This is a genomic window from Rhizobium sp. S152 (assembly GCF_030380735.1).
Classification (GTDB): domain Bacteria; phylum Pseudomonadota; class Alphaproteobacteria; order Rhizobiales; family Rhizobiaceae; genus Rhizobium.
The window spans coordinates 436,619-452,026 of sequence record NZ_JAUDRZ010000025.1; the positions used below are offsets into that span (position 1 = coordinate 436,619).

At 59.8% G+C, this 15,408-nt stretch carries 14 protein-coding genes; 1 reads left to right on the forward strand and 13 read right to left on the reverse strand.

Annotation, left to right across the window (positions count from 1 at the left end):
* Positions 1–258 precede the first annotated feature (258 nt).
* The 6 genes from QTL95_RS18705 to QTL95_RS18730 all read right to left on the reverse strand — a co-directional run bounded on the left by QTL95_RS18705 (position 259) and on the right by QTL95_RS18730 (position 6,323).
* Complete coding sequence (locus tag QTL95_RS18705; RefSeq protein ID WP_289721415.1) at positions 259–936, reverse strand: YoaK family protein; 678 nt, start codon at positions 934–936, stop codon at positions 259–261.
* Positions 937–1,015: 79 nt separating this feature from the next.
* Positions 1,016–1,852: an alpha/beta fold hydrolase gene (locus tag QTL95_RS18710; RefSeq protein WP_336622291.1), complete on the reverse strand. Its 837-nt coding sequence runs from the start codon at positions 1,850–1,852 to the stop codon at positions 1,016–1,018.
* A 378-nt stretch (positions 1,853–2,230) separates the two neighbouring features.
* Positions 2,231–4,108: an amidohydrolase gene (locus QTL95_RS18715; protein WP_289721417.1), complete on the reverse strand. Its 1,878-nt coding sequence runs from the start codon at positions 4,106–4,108 to the stop codon at positions 2,231–2,233.
* 99 nt (positions 4,109–4,207) lie between these two features.
* Complete coding sequence (locus QTL95_RS18720; RefSeq protein WP_289721418.1) at positions 4,208–4,495, reverse strand: XapX domain-containing protein; 288 nt, start codon at positions 4,493–4,495, stop codon at positions 4,208–4,210.
* Positions 4,496–4,564: 69 nt separating this feature from the next.
* Positions 4,565–5,254 carry a hydrolase gene (locus tag QTL95_RS18725; protein WP_289721419.1) on the reverse strand — a complete coding sequence of 230 codons (690 nt, stop codon included), beginning with the start codon at positions 5,252–5,254 and terminating at the stop codon, positions 4,565–4,567.
* A gap of 136 nt (positions 5,255–5,390) precedes the next feature.
* Positions 5,391–6,323 carry a VOC family protein gene (locus tag QTL95_RS18730; protein ID WP_289721420.1) on the reverse strand — a complete coding sequence of 311 codons (933 nt, stop codon included), beginning with the start codon at positions 6,321–6,323 and terminating at the stop codon, positions 5,391–5,393.
* A 120-nt stretch (positions 6,324–6,443) separates the two neighbouring features.
* On the opposite strand from QTL95_RS18730, the gene QTL95_RS18735 reads away from it, so the two are divergent.
* On the forward strand, positions 6,444–7,343 hold the full coding sequence (locus tag QTL95_RS18735; protein WP_289721421.1) for a LysR family transcriptional regulator: 900 nt from the start codon (positions 6,444–6,446) through the stop codon (positions 7,341–7,343).
* 387 nt (positions 7,344–7,730) lie between these two features.
* Here the strand turns inward: QTL95_RS18735 and QTL95_RS18740 are convergent, their stop codons facing one another.
* The 7 genes from QTL95_RS18740 to QTL95_RS18770 form a co-directional block, all read right to left on the reverse strand.
* Positions 7,731–9,140 carry a beta strand repeat-containing protein gene (locus tag QTL95_RS18740; protein WP_289721422.1) on the reverse strand — a complete coding sequence of 470 codons (1,410 nt, stop codon included), beginning with the start codon at positions 9,138–9,140 and terminating at the stop codon, positions 7,731–7,733.
* Between the two features lie 169 nt (positions 9,141–9,309).
* Positions 9,310–9,672, reverse strand: coding sequence for a monovalent cation/H(+) antiporter subunit G (gene mnhG / locus QTL95_RS18745; protein ID WP_289721423.1), 363 nt, complete (start codon positions 9,670–9,672; stop codon positions 9,310–9,312).
* On the reverse strand, positions 9,669–9,950 hold the full coding sequence (locus QTL95_RS18750; RefSeq protein WP_289721424.1) for a K+/H+ antiporter subunit F: 282 nt from the start codon (positions 9,948–9,950) through the stop codon (positions 9,669–9,671). The genes mnhG and QTL95_RS18750 overlap by 4 nt, the downstream gene beginning before the upstream one ends.
* Positions 9,947–10,423 (reverse strand): Na+/H+ antiporter subunit E, encoded by a 477-nt coding sequence (locus QTL95_RS18755; protein WP_289721425.1) that lies wholly within the window; start codon positions 10,421–10,423, stop codon positions 9,947–9,949. Before QTL95_RS18755 ends, QTL95_RS18750 begins: the two co-directional genes overlap by 4 nt.
* A complete protein-coding gene (locus QTL95_RS18760) occupies positions 10,423–12,042 on the reverse strand; it encodes a monovalent cation/H+ antiporter subunit D (protein ID WP_289721426.1) in 1,620 nt (539 codons plus the stop codon). Before QTL95_RS18760 ends, QTL95_RS18755 begins: the two co-directional genes overlap by 1 nt.
* Complete coding sequence (locus QTL95_RS18765; RefSeq protein WP_289721427.1) at positions 12,039–12,374, reverse strand: Na+/H+ antiporter subunit C; 336 nt, start codon at positions 12,372–12,374, stop codon at positions 12,039–12,041. Before QTL95_RS18765 ends, QTL95_RS18760 begins: the two co-directional genes overlap by 4 nt.
* On the reverse strand, positions 12,374–15,295 hold the full coding sequence (locus QTL95_RS18770) for a monovalent cation/H+ antiporter subunit A (RefSeq protein WP_442981320.1): 2,922 nt from the start codon (positions 15,293–15,295) through the stop codon (positions 12,374–12,376). Before QTL95_RS18770 ends, QTL95_RS18765 begins: the two co-directional genes overlap by 1 nt.
* Positions 15,296–15,408: the final 113 nt, after the last annotated feature.

The window sequence follows — 15,408 nt, forward strand, 5'->3', positions numbered from 1 at the left end:
TTGACATGGGCGCCGCGAGACCCAGTATGGTTGCGGCGAAAGTTGCAAGCCAGACACCGCGTCTACGGCACCTTGCTGCGCTTTGCATGCACAAAAATATGCTGTTGCTGTTCCTCATTCCGCGCATCCCCCGATACGACTACAGCCCCAACGATATCGATACTCCATGAATAGTTGAATGTCGAATCGATCAATAAACCTACGAGAAGTGGCCGTAGCCGCCGTTTCGCAGGCGGAACGGCGACTGATGAAATGTAGTCAGGCTTCGGATCCTTCCGGGTCGCGGAACAGTTCGAGCGCTGCGACCACCGCAGGGACCACGAAGGCGCCGGCCGGTGCGAGAATGAAACCAAGGGCACCAAGGCCACAGCCGACGGCGAAGGCCACGACGGCAACGATCATTCGCTTGATGCGTGCGGCCGCCGCTTCCGTCTGCTCACCCTTCACGCCGGCAAGCAGGTCGGCGAGATCGAGCATGATCTGGGTGGTCGTTCCCGTCATGAGTGTCGAGGGGGGCGCCTTTGGCAGATGTGCCCGGTGAACAGCGTTCTGAATCGCCATTGCGGAAACGAGGATCATGCCGACGACGCACATGACGAGGCCTTCGCTCGAAACGAACGGACCGTGATAGAGTGCGTAAGCGCCAACTATGGTGAGCAACACGAATTTGGCAAACAACAGCGGCTTCACGACAGGCAGGTTGCGACGCTGCAGGCAAAGCCCGCTCAAACGCGTAAGGAAGACCACCACGCAGAACACGGGAAGTGCCAGAAGCTTCGGAAGGGCACCCGCTGTGCCCAGCGCCACCGTGGAGCCGAAAGTTACGAAGTTGCCGGTCACATGGGCAGTGAAAAGCCCGGAAAGTGCAAGGAAGCCAAGTGTGTCGACGTAGCCGCCGTTGAAGCTCAAGAGAAGCGGGAGCGAGGGAAACTTCATAATATTATCCAATCTGTTTTATGGGGTCGCTGAAGATGCTGGCCCGCCGACGGTTGGTCGGCGGCGGGCCGGGATCGGATCAAGCCTTGGCGAAAGCCAAGAGATCGGCATTGAGCACATCGGCATTGACTGTCAGCATGCCGTGCGAGAAGCCGGGATAGGTCTTCAGCGAACCGTTTTTCAGCAGCTTGGCGGACTTCAGCGCGGAGTCGGCAATCGGCACGATCTGGTCGTCCTCACCGTGAAGGACGAGCGTTGGAACAGTGATCGCCTTCAGGTCTTCGGTCTGGTCCGTTTCAGAGAAGGCCTTGATGCCATCGTAGTGCGCCTTGGCACCGCCCATCATGCCCTGGCGCCACCAATTCTGGATCACGCCTTCTTGAACCTTCGCACCCTCGCGGTTGAAGCCGTAAAACGGACCGGCCGGTACATCGCGAAAGAATTGAGCGCGGTTGGCGGCCAGCGCCGAGCGGAAACCGTCGAATACTTCAATCGGCAGTCCTTCTGGATTGCTCTCCGTCTTCAGCATCAGCGGCGGCACTGCGGAAACCAGAACAGCCTTGGCAACGCGGCCGGAGGGCTGGCCAAACTTCGCGACATAGCGGGCAACCTCGCCTCCGCCGGTGGAATGGCCGATATGGATGACGTTCTTCAGGTCCAGTGCCTCGACGACGGCGAAGGCGTCGGCTGCGTAGTGGTCCATATCGTGACCATCGGCGACCTGCTGAGAACGGCCGTGGCCGCGGCGGTCATGAGCAACGACGCGGTAACCCTTGGAGAGGAAAAACAGCATCTGGGCGTCCCAGTCGTCCGAAGACAGCGGCCAGCCATGGTGGAACATGATCGGCTGAGCGTCCCTGGAGCCCCAGTCCTTGTAGAAGATCTCGGTGCCGTCTTTGGTGGTGATAAAGCCCATGGTCGTATTTCCTTCAGTTGGGTTGGAGATGGGTGCAGCATTTGCTGCGACGTTGAACGTGTTGGGAAGGGTCATTGCGGCGACGACAGTGGCGCCTGCCAGGAGCGCATCGCGGCGGGTGATGGGGAAATTGTGGTTGCTCATGTCTACTCCTGCGATATCCGCCGTCTCGTTTCGAGTGGCGCTGTGTTCGTCTGATGGAGAGATATTGCCCTGAGTTATTGCCCACAACAATTGCATCAATTGTTTCGATTTAATTGCATTTTCCGCAATTATAAGAAACTGCTGCAGACATGATCCGCAAGCATCGAGAGACAACAAAAAAACGGGCAGCGGTAACCGCTGCCCGAGAAAAGCGTTAGTAATGACTTACATAAATCAAACAGCCCAGCAAGAGCAGCCGAGTGCGCCGAAGAATCCCTTGAGATCAGCGATCGGCAGTTTCGAGGTCCACGCGCCGGCGTGATCATGGCCGTGAACGCCGCAATCGCTGGCGCATCCGCAGGATGCGATTGCCGTTCGGCGTAGGGAATTGCGGCCGGCACCTTCAGGTTCGCCCCAAGCCGCGTAGCCGCCGAACTTGCGCACCGGCGACCAGTCGGGCATGGCCGGCGGAATGTTGCTTTCGTCAAGCACCTTGAAATCCCCGGCGCCGTAGACGATCTTGCCGCCAACCATCGTGAGGTCGGACGTCAGGAACGAAATCTCGTCTTCCGCGCAGGCGAAGAAGTCCTTGCTGGGTACGACGAGGTCGGCGAACTGGCCCTTCTCGATCCTGCCCTTCTTGCCTTCCTCGTTGGAGAACCATGTGACCTTTTCGGTCCACATGCGAAGTGCCGTTTCGCGATCGAGGCAGTTGGCGCGCGGATAAAGCTGCATGCCGCCAACGGTCTTCCCGGTCACCATCCAGGAGAGCGAGACCCAAGGATTATAGGACGCAACGCGCGTGGCGTCAGTGCCAGCGGAGACGTTGACGCCCTTTTCGAGCATGCGCTTGATCGGCGGCGTCGCCTCGGCGACGCCATGACCGTAGCGCTCGACGAAGTATTCACCCTGATAGGCCATGCGGTGCTGGGTGGCGATGCCGCCACCAAGCGCCGCGATGCGGTCGATCGAGCGTTCGGAAATGGTCTCGGCGTGGTCGAAGAACCAGTTGAGGCCTTCGAGCGGGATATCCTTGTCGACCTTCTCGAAGACGTCGAGCGCACGCGAGATGGTTTCGTCATAGGTGGCGTGCAGACGCCAGGGCCAGCGATTTTCGGCAAGCACACGTACGACCTCCTCGAGCTCGCCCTCCATTTCCGGCGCCATTTCGGGACGCGGCTGGCGGAAGTCCTCGAAGTCGGCGGCGGAGAACACCAGCATCTCGCCGGCACCGTTGTGGCGGAAGTAGTCGTTGCCCTGCTTGTATTTGACCGACGAGGTCCAGTTGAGGAAGTCTTCCTTTTCCTGTTTCGGCTTCTGCGTGAACAGGTTGTAGGCCAGACGAACCGTCATCTGGTTTTCGTCCGATAGCTTCTGGATGACCTCGTAATCGTCCGGATAATTCTGGAAGCCGCCGCCGGCATCGATGACACCGGTGACGCCGAGGCGATTGAGTTCGCGCATGAAATGCCGCGTCGAATTGACCTGGTAATCGAGGGGCAGCTTCGGTCCCTTGGCGAGCGTCGAATAGAGAATGCCGGCATTCGGCTTGGCGAGCAGCATGCCCGTCGGATTGCCGTTGGCATCTCGCGTGATCTCGCCGCCGGGAGGGTTGGGCGTATCCCTGGTATAGCCGACGGCGCGAAGTGCTGCGCCATTGAGCAGCGCCCGGTCATAGAGGTGCAGGAGGAAGACCGGCGTATCTGGTGCGATCGCGTTGATCTCTTCGATCGTCGGAAGTCGCTTTTCAACGAACTGATGCTCGGTGAAGCCGCCGACGACGCGCACCCATTGCGGTGCCGGCGTGATCGCCACCTGGCGCTTCAGCATGTCCATCGCGTCGGCCAGCGACCGCACGCCGTCCCAGCGCAGTTCCATGTTGAAGTTCAGGCCGCCGCGGACGACGTGGGTGTGGTTGTCGATCAAACCGGGAAGAACCCGCTTGCCTTTGAGATCGATAATCTTCGTATCGGGGCCGGCATGCGCCATGATCTCGCTGTCGTTGCCGACGGCGAGAAATGTTCCGTCCTTGATGGCAACGGCGCTGGCCGTCGGATTGCTGCGATCGAGCGTGGTGAACAGACCGTGGTGGAGGATGAGGTCGGCGAACATGTGATATGCTCCTGGCTTCATTATTGCGATTGAATTCAAAGCTTTGCGCCGGATTGACAGATGCCCTCTCCGCCGCAATGCGAATCTCCCCTTGCGGCGTCAGCTATCAGATTTCAGCTGAGCTTGGCGAGACACGACAACGTCATTGCGGCCTTCCCCTTTCGGCAGATGGCCGAACATGTGGGGCTTGATCTGGCCGATCCAGGAGGTAACCGCCGGCTCCTTGCTCCAAAGGTCCTTCGCGAGAGGAATAATCTGCTCGCCGACCAGAATTCCTAGGAGGCCGATGAGCGCGATGACCGGCGGCGCCGGCGAGCGCACATTGAGGAGGCTATAGACCAGGCCGACAAGCAGTCCGGCGCCGAGTGACATGAGATAGAGCTTCATGACGTGTTTCCTGATGAGAGACGGCTACCGCCCCGACGGCATTTCCATCGAGGCGGTCAGGTGGCAGGATTACTTCGCCGGGTTCGGCCCGATGCGCTTGCCGTGGGCGACACGCTCGGCGGCCGAGTGGACCATGGTGTAGGCATAGTCGATGCCCATGCCATAGGCGCCTGAATGCTCCTTCACCATCGAGGTGACAGCATCATAGGTTTCGCGGCGAGCCCAATCGCGCTGCCACTCGAGCAGGACCTGCTGCCAGGTAACCGGAATGACACCGGCCTGAACCATGCGGTCCATGGCGTATTTGTGTGCGTCCGTGGAAGTGCCGCCGGAGGCGTCGGCAACCATGTAGATCTCATACTCAGGTACATCGTGCATGGCGGAAAGCGCGAAGGTCGTGTTGCAGACCTCCGTCCAGAGACCGGAGACGACGATCTTCTTGCGGCCGTCGGCGGCGTTCTTGGCCAGGACATCCCGTACATTCTGGTCATCCCAGGAGTTCATCGAGGTGCGCTCGAGGATGTCGTTCTCCGGGTAGACGGCCAGCAGTTCCGGGAAGGTGTGGCCGGAGAAGGATTCGGTCTCGACACTCGTGATCGTCGTTGGAATGTTGAAGATCTTGGCGGCCTTGGCGAGACCGACGACGTTGTTCTTCAGCGTCTGGCGGTCGATCGATTGCACGCCGAAGGCCATCTGCGGTTGCTGGTCGATGAAGATAAGCTGGCTGTTTGCCGGGGTGAGAACTTCGAGCTTGGACATTTTATGACTCCTGTTTGACTGATGCCGGCGCGCGGCGGTTGGAAATCGGTAAGCCTTCGGCGGTCGGCTGCCTGCTCAGGCAGCCGCTTGAAGGTGAAATTGATTGTCGATAAGCGAGCTTGGTGGAGGCCGCGGTTTAGGCTGCAAGCGGTACGAGGCCAGACTCGATCTTGTTGCGGAAAGGCTCGTAGCGGCTCGGCAGCTTCAGTGCTTCGCCAAGATGCGCCGTGTCCTCGTCGCGATCGAAGCCCGGTTCGTTGGTGGCAATCTCGAACAGGATGCCGCCGGGAGTGCGGAAGTAGATCGCCCAGAAGTAATCCCTGTCGATGACGGGGGTCACCTGATAGCCGGTATCCATCAGCGCCTTGCGCACCTCCAACTGCTTTTCGCGGTTCTCGACGGCGAAGGCAATGTGATGCACGGAGCCGGCGCCCTGCCGAGCGAACGGCGTCTGCGGAAGAGCGACGAGGTCGATCGTATCGGCGCCGTTGCCCCCCGGAATGATGAAGCGGGTCACGTCACCTTCAGTCTCAGCGCGTTGATATCCCATGAAGCCCAACAGTTCCGCGGTAGATGCCGTATCATGCAAGTTGAAGCGAGCGCCGGCAAAGCCTCGGATCGCGTTGTCGGCGGAAATTCCTGCGGCGATCCACGGCGTGCGTGCGTCATCGGTTGCTTCAACGAGAGCCAGTGCATCACCGTCGGGACCCGTGAAGCGCAGGCGACCGGCACCGAAGACGGCATCCGTCGCGAGACCCCCAACGCCTTGTGCGGTAAGGCGGTCCTTCCAGAAACCAAGTGATCCCTTGGGAATCGAGAACTGGGTTTCGCCAACCTCGCCGACGCCGGGGCGACCGGCCATCATGTGGGAGAAAGGAAAGTATGTCATGACGGTGCCCGGCGTGCCCTGTTCATCGCCATAGTAGAGGTGATAAACGCTTGGGTCGTCGAAGTTGACGGTCTTCTTGACCCGGCGCAGGCCGAGCGTGTCGGTGAAGAATGCGTTGTTCTGCTGCGCGTTCGACGCCATTGAGGTGACGTGGTGCAGTCCCTTGATGTCCTTGATCATGGCCGGTGCCTTTCTTCGTTGGCGTTGTCCGTTTCGTTGAGGACAGTTCTACCGGGGTTGATTACCTCGCGGAATTGCAATATTTTTTTCGAATGAATTGCGATTTTTGAAATAATTGAGATGAATGACTATAAAGTCCTGAAGACCTTCCTGCTCGCCGCCGAGAAGCGCAATTTCGCCCAGGTGGCTCGCGAACTGGACATGACGCCGGCGGCCGTCACCCGCGCGATCGCCGCGCTGGAGGAGGATCTCGGCGTACAGTTGTTTGTGCGCACGACCCGCCAGGTGTCGCTCACGACGGATGGCGCGGTGTTTGCCGCGCAGATCCAGCCGGCCGTGGCAGCACTTGAAAGCGCCCGCCGCGATGTCAGGAATGCGCACAAGGCCGATCAGGGACGCCTGAGGATCAGCGCGCCGACCTGGCTGGGGAAGACCGTGCTGCCTCCGATCCTGTCGGGTTTCCGGCAACTCTATCCGAAGATGTCTTTCGAGATTTCGCTGTCCGACGGGCTAGTGAACATCGTCGATGACGACTACGACCTCGCGATCCGCATCTCTTCGGCGCCCTCGGACAAGTTCACGATCTGGCGCAAGATACGCGCGGTTCCGAGAATCCTGGTGGCGGCACCGGGTAGCCGGTTTACGGAGATGGAGCATCCGAGCGAGCTCACTCCGGACGACTGCCTGGCGTATAGCGGCGAGAGTCGCCGGGAAAACTGGATCTTGTCTGACGGCGGCTCAAGCCTGACAATTACGGCGGGGCGAGCGTTCAGCGCCAACGACGGCGAGGTTCTCGCCGACATGGCGGCCGACGGCGCCGGCGTAGCGCTGCTGCCCGGCTTCAATATCGCCGAGCATATCCATGGTGGGCGTCTCGTGCACATCTTGCGCGGCTGGTCGCCGCCGGAACTCTGGCTGACGCTCTATTACCCACCTTACCAGGCACTGCCGCCGCGCATCGCAACGTTCTCGAAGTTCTTTGAAGAACAATTGCCTGCGCACATGGTCATGCTCGACTAGGGCTGAAGACGTCACCCGCGTGACTGTTGCGGCCGTCATATTGGTGAATCAAAACTGAACTAAACGGCACGGCACGCAGCGCACAGGATCAGAGCATGCCGAGAAGTGGCCGAATGAGTTTATACGGGACGACGCTTTCAGGGTCGTGCATTTTCACGATCAGCGCCGGCGGCGGCAAGCTACGCGGGTGTCCCCGATTTTTGTCGCTCGTCGCCGGCAAGGGCAGTCTCCAGCTTTCGGAACCGTCAAGCGGCCTCTCCGCTGCTATTTCCTTGCACGACCTCGACCGGCGAGGCAGAGCCTCTTTCAAGTGGCTTTGATTGACCGAAGGTGAGCTCGCACGCGAACAGGGCGCCCGTCTCGGCGCCCTGAATGTCATTGAAGCCGTCAACGGGTGGCGATCACCATTTTGCACAGGCTGACCAGGCTGGCCTCGAAACCGCCGGAACTCACAACGTCCTTGCAACGTGTCTTCGCCTTTGCGCGATCCTGGGCGGACATATCGTTGATCATCGCGAGGCTGCGGCCACGATCGACACCTTGGTTGGCATTGCCGGGATTGCTGCCGGTACCAGGAGTTCCCGGATCCACGGTACCCGGTCCAACGGAACCGGTACCCGGAATATCGACGCTGATTTCGGCGAGTGTATTATCACCCGCGCCGACATTGGCCATGGCATCCACGCTCGCGAGGCCCGAGCCGCCAACGTTGGCACCGACATCGGCGCTCACGCCATCAGAACCGCCGACGTTGGCATTGACACCAACGTCGACAAGGCTGCCGCTTGTCGAGCCACCGCTTACGGAACCAGTGGAGCCTCCTCCAACGGCAATATTGGCATTGACGTCGGCGAGCGTGTTATCGCCGGCCCCGACATTGGCCATCGCGTCCACCGTCGCGAGATTTGAACCGCCAACGGTGGCGCCGACATCGGCATTCACGCCGTTCTCTCCGCCAATACTGGCCGTCGTACCGAGATCAACAACTCCCGTCGGATTGCTGGCTGCGGAACCGGCAGAGCCGCCGCCGATAGCAATATTCGCATTGACGTCGGCGAGTGTATTGTCTCCGCCTCCGACATTGACCATGGCATCCACCGTGGCAAGGTTTGAGCCGCCGACGGTCGCGCCAACATCTGCGTTCACGCCGTTCGCGCCGCCGATTGTGGCGTTCGTGCCGAGATCGAGAATACTGTTCGAGCTGCCCGTGCCGGAACCTGCGGAGCCGCCACCGACTGCGAGGTTGGCATTGATATCGGCCAGCGTGTTGTCGCCCGCCCCTACATTTGCAATGGCACCGACTGTCGCGAGGTTAGATCCTCCAACCACCGCGTCCACATCAGCATTGATGCCGTTTGATCCACCGACGGTGGCGGTCGTGCCAACGCCCAGGCCTCCTGTGGTATTACTGCCGCCGACCGATGTAACGCTGTTGATTCCGCCCGAGCCGCCAACCGATGCGTTGACACCGAGGCCCCCGGTCGAGTTTCCGCCGACATCGGCGTTGATGCCGCTGGCGCCGCCGACAGACACATTTGCGAGATTGGAGCCACCACCCACCGTGGCGTTCACGCCATTCGTGCCACCAATAGACACGTTCAGCCCGCCACCACTCCCGTTGACGCTGACACCGTTCGAACCACCAATATCAAATGCGGCGGCTTGCAATGGAATGAGCGCGCAGGCGCAGCTGGCAGCCAACGCGGCGATAGCCGGTTTCAAGTACATCATTTTTTCCTCCGTTATGTCCTGACGGGCTTTTTTGCCCATGGTCAAAAGCGGAAGTGCGCACTTCAAGGCTGTTCCGACGAGACCAAGCGTGGCCTACAACCGTCCAACCATCGTGTAGGGATAAAGTTCCGAAGTCTCAGTAGGTTCCTGAAACCGAAACAGCGCTGACCAAGCTGACTAACGAATGCTTAACGCGTGTTGACGGTTGTATGCCCGAGCGCTCGAATGCCGACGGCTATTCCGCTTCGGTGCCATGCTTTTGCGGCACGTTGGCTTTCTTCTCGACCCTGTCGCGATGCAACGCCGCGCGGGCGAGCATCATCAAAGTCACCGGTGTCGTCACCGTCACGAAAATCCCGATGAGAACTTCATGGATGGCCAGGCGCTGCGATGCGATGGAAAAGAAGATCATCGATCCGAGCATGATGCCGCCGATGCCCCAGCTTGTTCCCAGCGTAGGGGCATGGATACGCTCGTAGAAGGTCGGAAGGCGCAGGAATCCGACGGCGCCGATGAGCGCGAGCAACGCGCCGAGAACGAGAAAGAAGGCAACGATTACCGCCACCCAGACAGGAAGGTCGCTAGCTGAATACATCATTCGATCACCTCGCCGCGCATGAGGAATTTCGCCAGGGCGACGCTCGCGACGAAACCGATCATGCCGATCACCAGTGCGGCTTCGAAATAGACGACGCGCCCGGTTCCGACGCCGAAGGTTACCAGCAGCAGCATCGCGTTGATGTAGAAGGTATCGAGGCCGATGATGCGATCCTGCGCGCGCGGGCCTACGAACATCCGCACCGACACGATCGCCATCGCGGCTATCAGCATGACCTGGGCAATCGATACCGCGGTAAAGAGAATGATCGCGCTCATGCAAAAATCTCCAACAGCAATCGCTCGTATCGGTTCTTGATCATATCACGCCAGACGCCCTCATTGTCGATGTCGAGGACATGCAGAAGCACGGAATGGTCGTTGGAATCATATTCCAGCCAGGCTGATCCCGGTGTGCTGGTCAGGATCACCGCCAGAACAGCCAGCGCGAACTGGCTTCGAATATCCAGGTGGATCGTGAGGAAGCCGGGGCGGTGCCGACGTCTACCGCTGCGAAGGATGATCCAGGCCACGGCGATATTGGATTTCACGATATCGTAGAGAACGATGCCAACGAGCTTCGGCAGAAGATACCATTTCTTGAGGCGCGTGCGTTCGGGCCGCAGCGATGCCATCGCCCAGCTCGCGAATACCGCAACGACAAGGCCCAGCAGCAGATGGCCTGCCGTAAAGCCATTGAGCAGCAGCCACATCAGCAGCAGGCCAAGGGTGAGGATCGGATAGGGCAGCATCAGTGGCTCTCCGCTCCTGATTTGACGCCTTCGATCGGCAACGCGCCCGTAACCGCATCGATATAGAGCGCCGGCTTGCTAAGGGTGCGAATGGTCGTATCCATGTATTGCATGGCGGGACCTGCCTGAACCGTTAGTGCAAGCGTCAGGCCGAGAAGGAAGAGCACGGGGACGATCTCGATGACCAGCACCCGTGGCACCGCTCCCTCGATCGAGCTCCAGAAAGTGCGAATGCCCGCACGCGTCATCGAGATCAGCGCGGCAATGCCGGAAAGGATGACAAGCACGACGAGCGACCAGATTGCCGCGGTCGGCGGCACACCGATCGCACCCGTTCCCATCATCGCCGACAGCATGGCAAACTTGGCAATGAAGCCAGACAGCGGCGGTAGGCCGGACAACAGGATACCGCAAGCAGCGAAGCAGATCCCAAGCACCGCCATCGTGCCCGGCATGGTCACGCCTTCCTCTTCGTTGGCCGGCTCGTCATCGGCATCGCCATAGGCTTCCATGGTCACGGCCAGCACGTTCGCGCCGGCGTCCTGGCCGCGCTCCACCAGCTCGATAAGCATGAAGAAGGCGCTGATCGTCAGCGTCGAGCTGACGAGATAGAGCAGCGCCCCGGAGGATACCGCCCCGTCACTGATACCCAGAACCATCAACAGGGTGCCAGAGGAGACGAGTACCGAAAAGCCCGCCACTCGGCCAAGCGCCTGGGACGCCAGAACGCCGACGATCCCGAAGATCAGCGTCGCAGCGCCGCCATAAAGAAGCACTGGCGCACCGAAGCCTGCCGAAGGGCCTTCGCCGAAAAGAAGCATCGTCAAGCGGAGGATCACATAGATGCCGAGCTTGCTCATGATGGCGAAAATCCCGGCAACGGGCGCGGACGCGGCACTGTAGGCCGTCGGCAGCCAGAAGCAGAGCGGCCACATACCGGCTTTGATCAGGAAGACGATACCGAGAATGCCCGCGCCTGCCTCCATCAGCATGCGTCGGTCGGGCTCGATTTCGGGTATGCGCGCGGCCAGATCCGCCATGTTGAGCGTGCCCGCCGTCCCATAAATGAGGCTGACGCCAATCAGGAACAGAAGCGCCGCGACAAGGTTGACGGCAATGTAGTGCATGCCCGCCTTTACGCGCAGCGGTCCCGATCCATGCAGCAGCAATCCATAGGATGCTGCCAGCATCACCTCGAAGAAGACGAAGAGATTGAACAGATCGCCGGTAAGGAAGGCCCCGTTCACGCCCATCAGCAACAGTTGGAACATGCTGTGAAAATGCGCGCCTACCGCATGCCAGCGTGCGAGCGAGAAAACCAGTGCGGAGACAGCGAGAACCGCTGTCAGCAACAGCATCAGGGCCGACAGGCCGTCGAGCACGAGGACGATCCCGAAGGGTGCCGCCCAATTGCCGACGAGGTAGACACCCTCGAAGCCGTTCGGTCCGCTCTCGATCTGGAAAAGCACGAGCGCGACCAGCGTCAGCAAGACCGCGGCAGCCAGGCTGACCATTGCCTTTGCCACGCGTCGGCGTTCGTCGATCGCGAGAAGGATGGCACAGGCGATCAACGGGATCAGAACCGGCGCAATGATAAGATGATGCGACCAACCGTTCATTTCGGCTCATTTCTCCCATCGACATGGTCGCTTCCGGTGAGCCCGCGAGAGGCTAGAAGCACCACCAGAAACAAGGCCGTGGTCGCGAAGCCGATAACAATAGCCGTCAAGACCAGAGCCTGCGGCACGGGATCGGCCAGCACTGCTGGGTTATCATTGCCGAGAATCGGCGGAACATTTGCCTTCACCCCGCCGACACCGAAAATAAAGAGGTTCACAGCATAGGAGAGCAAGGAAAGGCCAACGATAACCTGATAGGTACGCGGACGCAGGATTAGCCACACGCCGCAGCTTGTCATGATGCCGATGGCGATCGAAAGAACCAGTTCCATCAGCGCTCCTCCGATTTGGCGGCTTCGATCGCCCGCAGACGGTTGATGCGAAGAGACTGGTGCGCCAGCGCCACGAGGATCAGCACGGTCGATCCGACCACCAGCGAGAAAACGCCAAGGTCAAACAATAGCGCCGTGGCTGCCGGCACTTTTCCCACCAGAGGGATGTCGAGATAGCGGGAGTGCGACGTGAGGAACGGATAGCCCATGAACCAGGCGCCAATCCCGGTCAGCACGGCTGTCATCAGGCCTGCCCCCATCCAGCGCAACGGCAGGATACGGATGCGATCCTCGGCCCAGCGCGTGCCTCCTGCCAGATATTGCAGCAAGAACGCGATGGAGAGGGTCAGCCCCGCCGAGAACCCGCCGCCCGGCAAATCATGCCCGCGCATGAAGAGGTAGATCGCGAATGTGATGATAACAGGAAAGAGCCACTGCATGATGACTGACGGAACCAAGAGGTAGTCGCGGACAGTGTCGCCGGCGGAGCGTTCGGGCCGTTCCTCGTCGAAGCGATTTTGAACCCGCTGCTGCTCCGGCATTTCCATGCTGTCGGCGGCCGGCCGGAAACGACGCAACAAGGCGTAGACGGTGAGCGAAACGACCCCAAGCACGGCGATTTCGCCGAGCGTGTCGAAGCCACGGAAATCAACGAGAATGACGTTCACCACGTTCTTTCCGCCGCCGAGCGTATAGGCATGCTCCAGGAAGTAATTGGCGATCGCGTCCGGCACCGGCATCGTCATGACGGAATAGGCGATCGCCGACATGGCAACGCCGCAGATCACCGCGAGCGCGAAATCCCGGAAACGGCGAAAGCGGGCTCTGATGGTCATGGATTCGCTGATGTCTTCCGAACGTTTCGGAAGCCACCGAAGACCAAGCAGGATCAGAACGGTGGTCACGATCTCCACCAGCAACTGGGTGATGGCGAGATCCGGCGCCGAAAGCCAGATGAAAGTGACGCACACGATCAAGCCGACACCACCAAGCATGATCAACGCCGCCAAGCGATGATACTTGGCCATGTAAGCCGTTCCGATTGCAAGCGATGCGCCGATCAGCCACAGCGCCGCAAATACGGGATCCATACCGCCATAAGCGAATGGGCGATGCTCGAAACCGCGCAGATAGAGAGGAAGTACTCCAGCCGCGAGTCCCGCGAGTACGAGCCACCTCAACTGCGGTTGAAGCTTGCGCGTCCCTAGCCGCCGTTCCGCAACACGCGCCCACCGCCAAGACACCTCTACGATGACGCGCTCGAAAATGCGTTGTCCCTTGAGCCTGCGCAACACTGGCGGTCCATCTTCGCAACGGGAGAGATAGTCCTTCAGGATCATATAGATCGCCACGCCGCCGACGAGTGCGATGGCGCTCATGATCAACGGCAGGTTAATTCCATGCCAGATGGAGAGGCTGTACTCGGGCGTATCAGCTCCCAGCACGCTGACGACGGCGCTATGGAGAAATGGGCCGATCGAGAACGCGGGAATGATACCAACAACAAGGCACAGCACCACGAGAAATTCGACCGGAAAGCGCATCCACCGAGGAGGTTCATGCGGATGGGCGATCGGCAAGTCTGTCGGCGGTGGGCCGAAAAACGCCGTGTGGATGAAGCGTAGCGAGTATGCAACGCTGAAGGCGCCGGCAAGGGTGGCGACGTAAGGCAGTATCCTATCGAGGATAGAATCCGCGTGCGTTTCGACCGCTTCTGCGAAAAACATCTCTTTCGACAGGAACCCGTTCAACAACGGCACGCCGGCCATGGCGGCGCTCGCGACGATTGCCAGCGTTGCCGTGAACGGCATGAACCTGAACAATCCGCTCAGTTTGCGCATGTCGCGCGTTCCGGTCTCATGATCGATGATGCCGGCCGCCATGAACAGCGATGCCTTGAAAGTCGCGTGGTTGAGCATGTGGAAGATTGCCGCCACAGTGGCCAACGGGCTGCCTAGGCTGAGCAGCGTCGTGATCAGACCGAGGTGGCTGATGGTGGAATAGGCAAGCAAGCCCTTCAGATCACGTTGGAACATGGCGAAATAAGCGCCGAGCAACAATGTCGTGATGCCTGCCGCTCCGACGAGCCAGAACCACTCGTAGGTGCCCGACAACACAGGCCAGAAACGGACGAGGAGGAACACGCCAGCCTTGACCATCGTGGCCGAGTGCAGGAAAGCCGACACCGGGGTCGGAGCTGCCATCGCATTCGGAAGCCAGAAGTGAAACGGGAATTGCGCGCTCTTCGTCAATGCGCCGAGCAGGATGAAGATCAATGCCGGCAGATAGAGCGAATGACTGCGGATCGCGTCGCCCGACGCAAGGATCTTGTCGAGATCGTAGCTGCCGACGATGTTGCCGAGCAAAATGAGCCCGATCAACAGGCAGAACCCGCCAATACCGGTGATGGTCAGCGCCATTCTGGCGCCATCGCGCGCTGCGGGATTGTTGTGCCAGTAACTGATCAGCAGGAAAGAGAAGATGCTCGTCAGCTCCCAGAACACAGAGAGCAGGATCACATTACCGGAAATGACGATCCCCAGCATCGCCCCCATGAAGGCAAGCAGGAAAGAGAAGAACCTCGGTACCGGATCTTCCTGCGACATGTAGTATCGGGCATAGAGAACGACCAGCAGCCCGATTGACGTGATGAGCATGGCGAAAATCCATGCGAAACCATCAAGCCTCAAGGTGAAGTCGAGCCCGAGCTGGGGCAGCCACGGGAGGTCGAAGCGAATGACCTTTCCGCCCGACACCTGCGGATAGAGGCTGGCTGTCAGCAACAGGGAAAGCAGAATGACCGCGCCGGCCATTCCCGCCGGAAGGCGGCGCGATGCCGTCCTTAGCGACAGCACCGATAGAAGACTGCCGAGAAAAGGCAGAAGCAACAGGAAAACGAGCAAGTGCGGTCCGGCTGTTATCCCAATGCTTTCATCCTTTCAAATCATGGTAGAATGCCACTCGAAGGGGTTCCTGATACCCCATCTAGCAATCTGTCCCATATTGCCCTATATGATACATATCAACCAATATG

Coding starts and splice junctions, on each gene's coding strand:
- QTL95_RS18765 (WP_289721427.1), bottom strand. CDS start 12,374: ATGGAACTGGTTCTTTCGATCGCCATCGGCATCATGACAAGCTGCGGC.
- QTL95_RS18750 (WP_289721424.1), bottom strand. CDS start 9,950: ATGAGCGCGATCATTCTCTTTACCGCGGTATCGATTGCCCAGGTCATG.
- QTL95_RS18720 (WP_289721418.1), bottom strand. CDS start 4,495: ATGAAGCTCTATCTCATGTCACTCGGCGCCGGACTGCTTGTCGGCCTG.
- QTL95_RS18705 (WP_289721415.1), bottom strand. CDS start 936: ATGAAGTTTCCCTCGCTCCCGCTTCTCTTGAGCTTCAACGGCGGCTAC.
- QTL95_RS18735 (WP_289721421.1), top strand. CDS start 6,444: ATGAATGACTATAAAGTCCTGAAGACCTTCCTGCTCGCCGCCGAGAAG.
- mnhG (WP_289721423.1), bottom strand. CDS start 9,672: ATGATGTATTCAGCTAGCGACCTTCCTGTCTGGGTGGCGGTAATCGTT.
- QTL95_RS18755 (WP_289721425.1), bottom strand. CDS start 10,423: ATGCTGCCCTATCCGATCCTCACCCTTGGCCTGCTGCTGATGTGGCTG.
- QTL95_RS18715 (WP_289721417.1), bottom strand. CDS start 4,108: ATGTTCGCCGACCTCATCCTCCACCACGGTCTGTTCACCACGCTCGAT.
- QTL95_RS18725 (WP_289721419.1), bottom strand. CDS start 5,254: ATGTCCAAGCTCGAAGTTCTCACCCCGGCAAACAGCCAGCTTATCTTC.
- QTL95_RS18760 (WP_289721426.1), bottom strand. CDS start 12,042: ATGAACGGTTGGTCGCATCATCTTATCATTGCGCCGGTTCTGATCCCG.
- QTL95_RS18710 (WP_336622291.1), bottom strand. CDS start 1,852: ATGGGCTTTATCACCACCAAAGACGGCACCGAGATCTTCTACAAGGAC.
- QTL95_RS18730 (WP_289721420.1), bottom strand. CDS start 6,323: ATGATCAAGGACATCAAGGGACTGCACCACGTCACCTCAATGGCGTCG.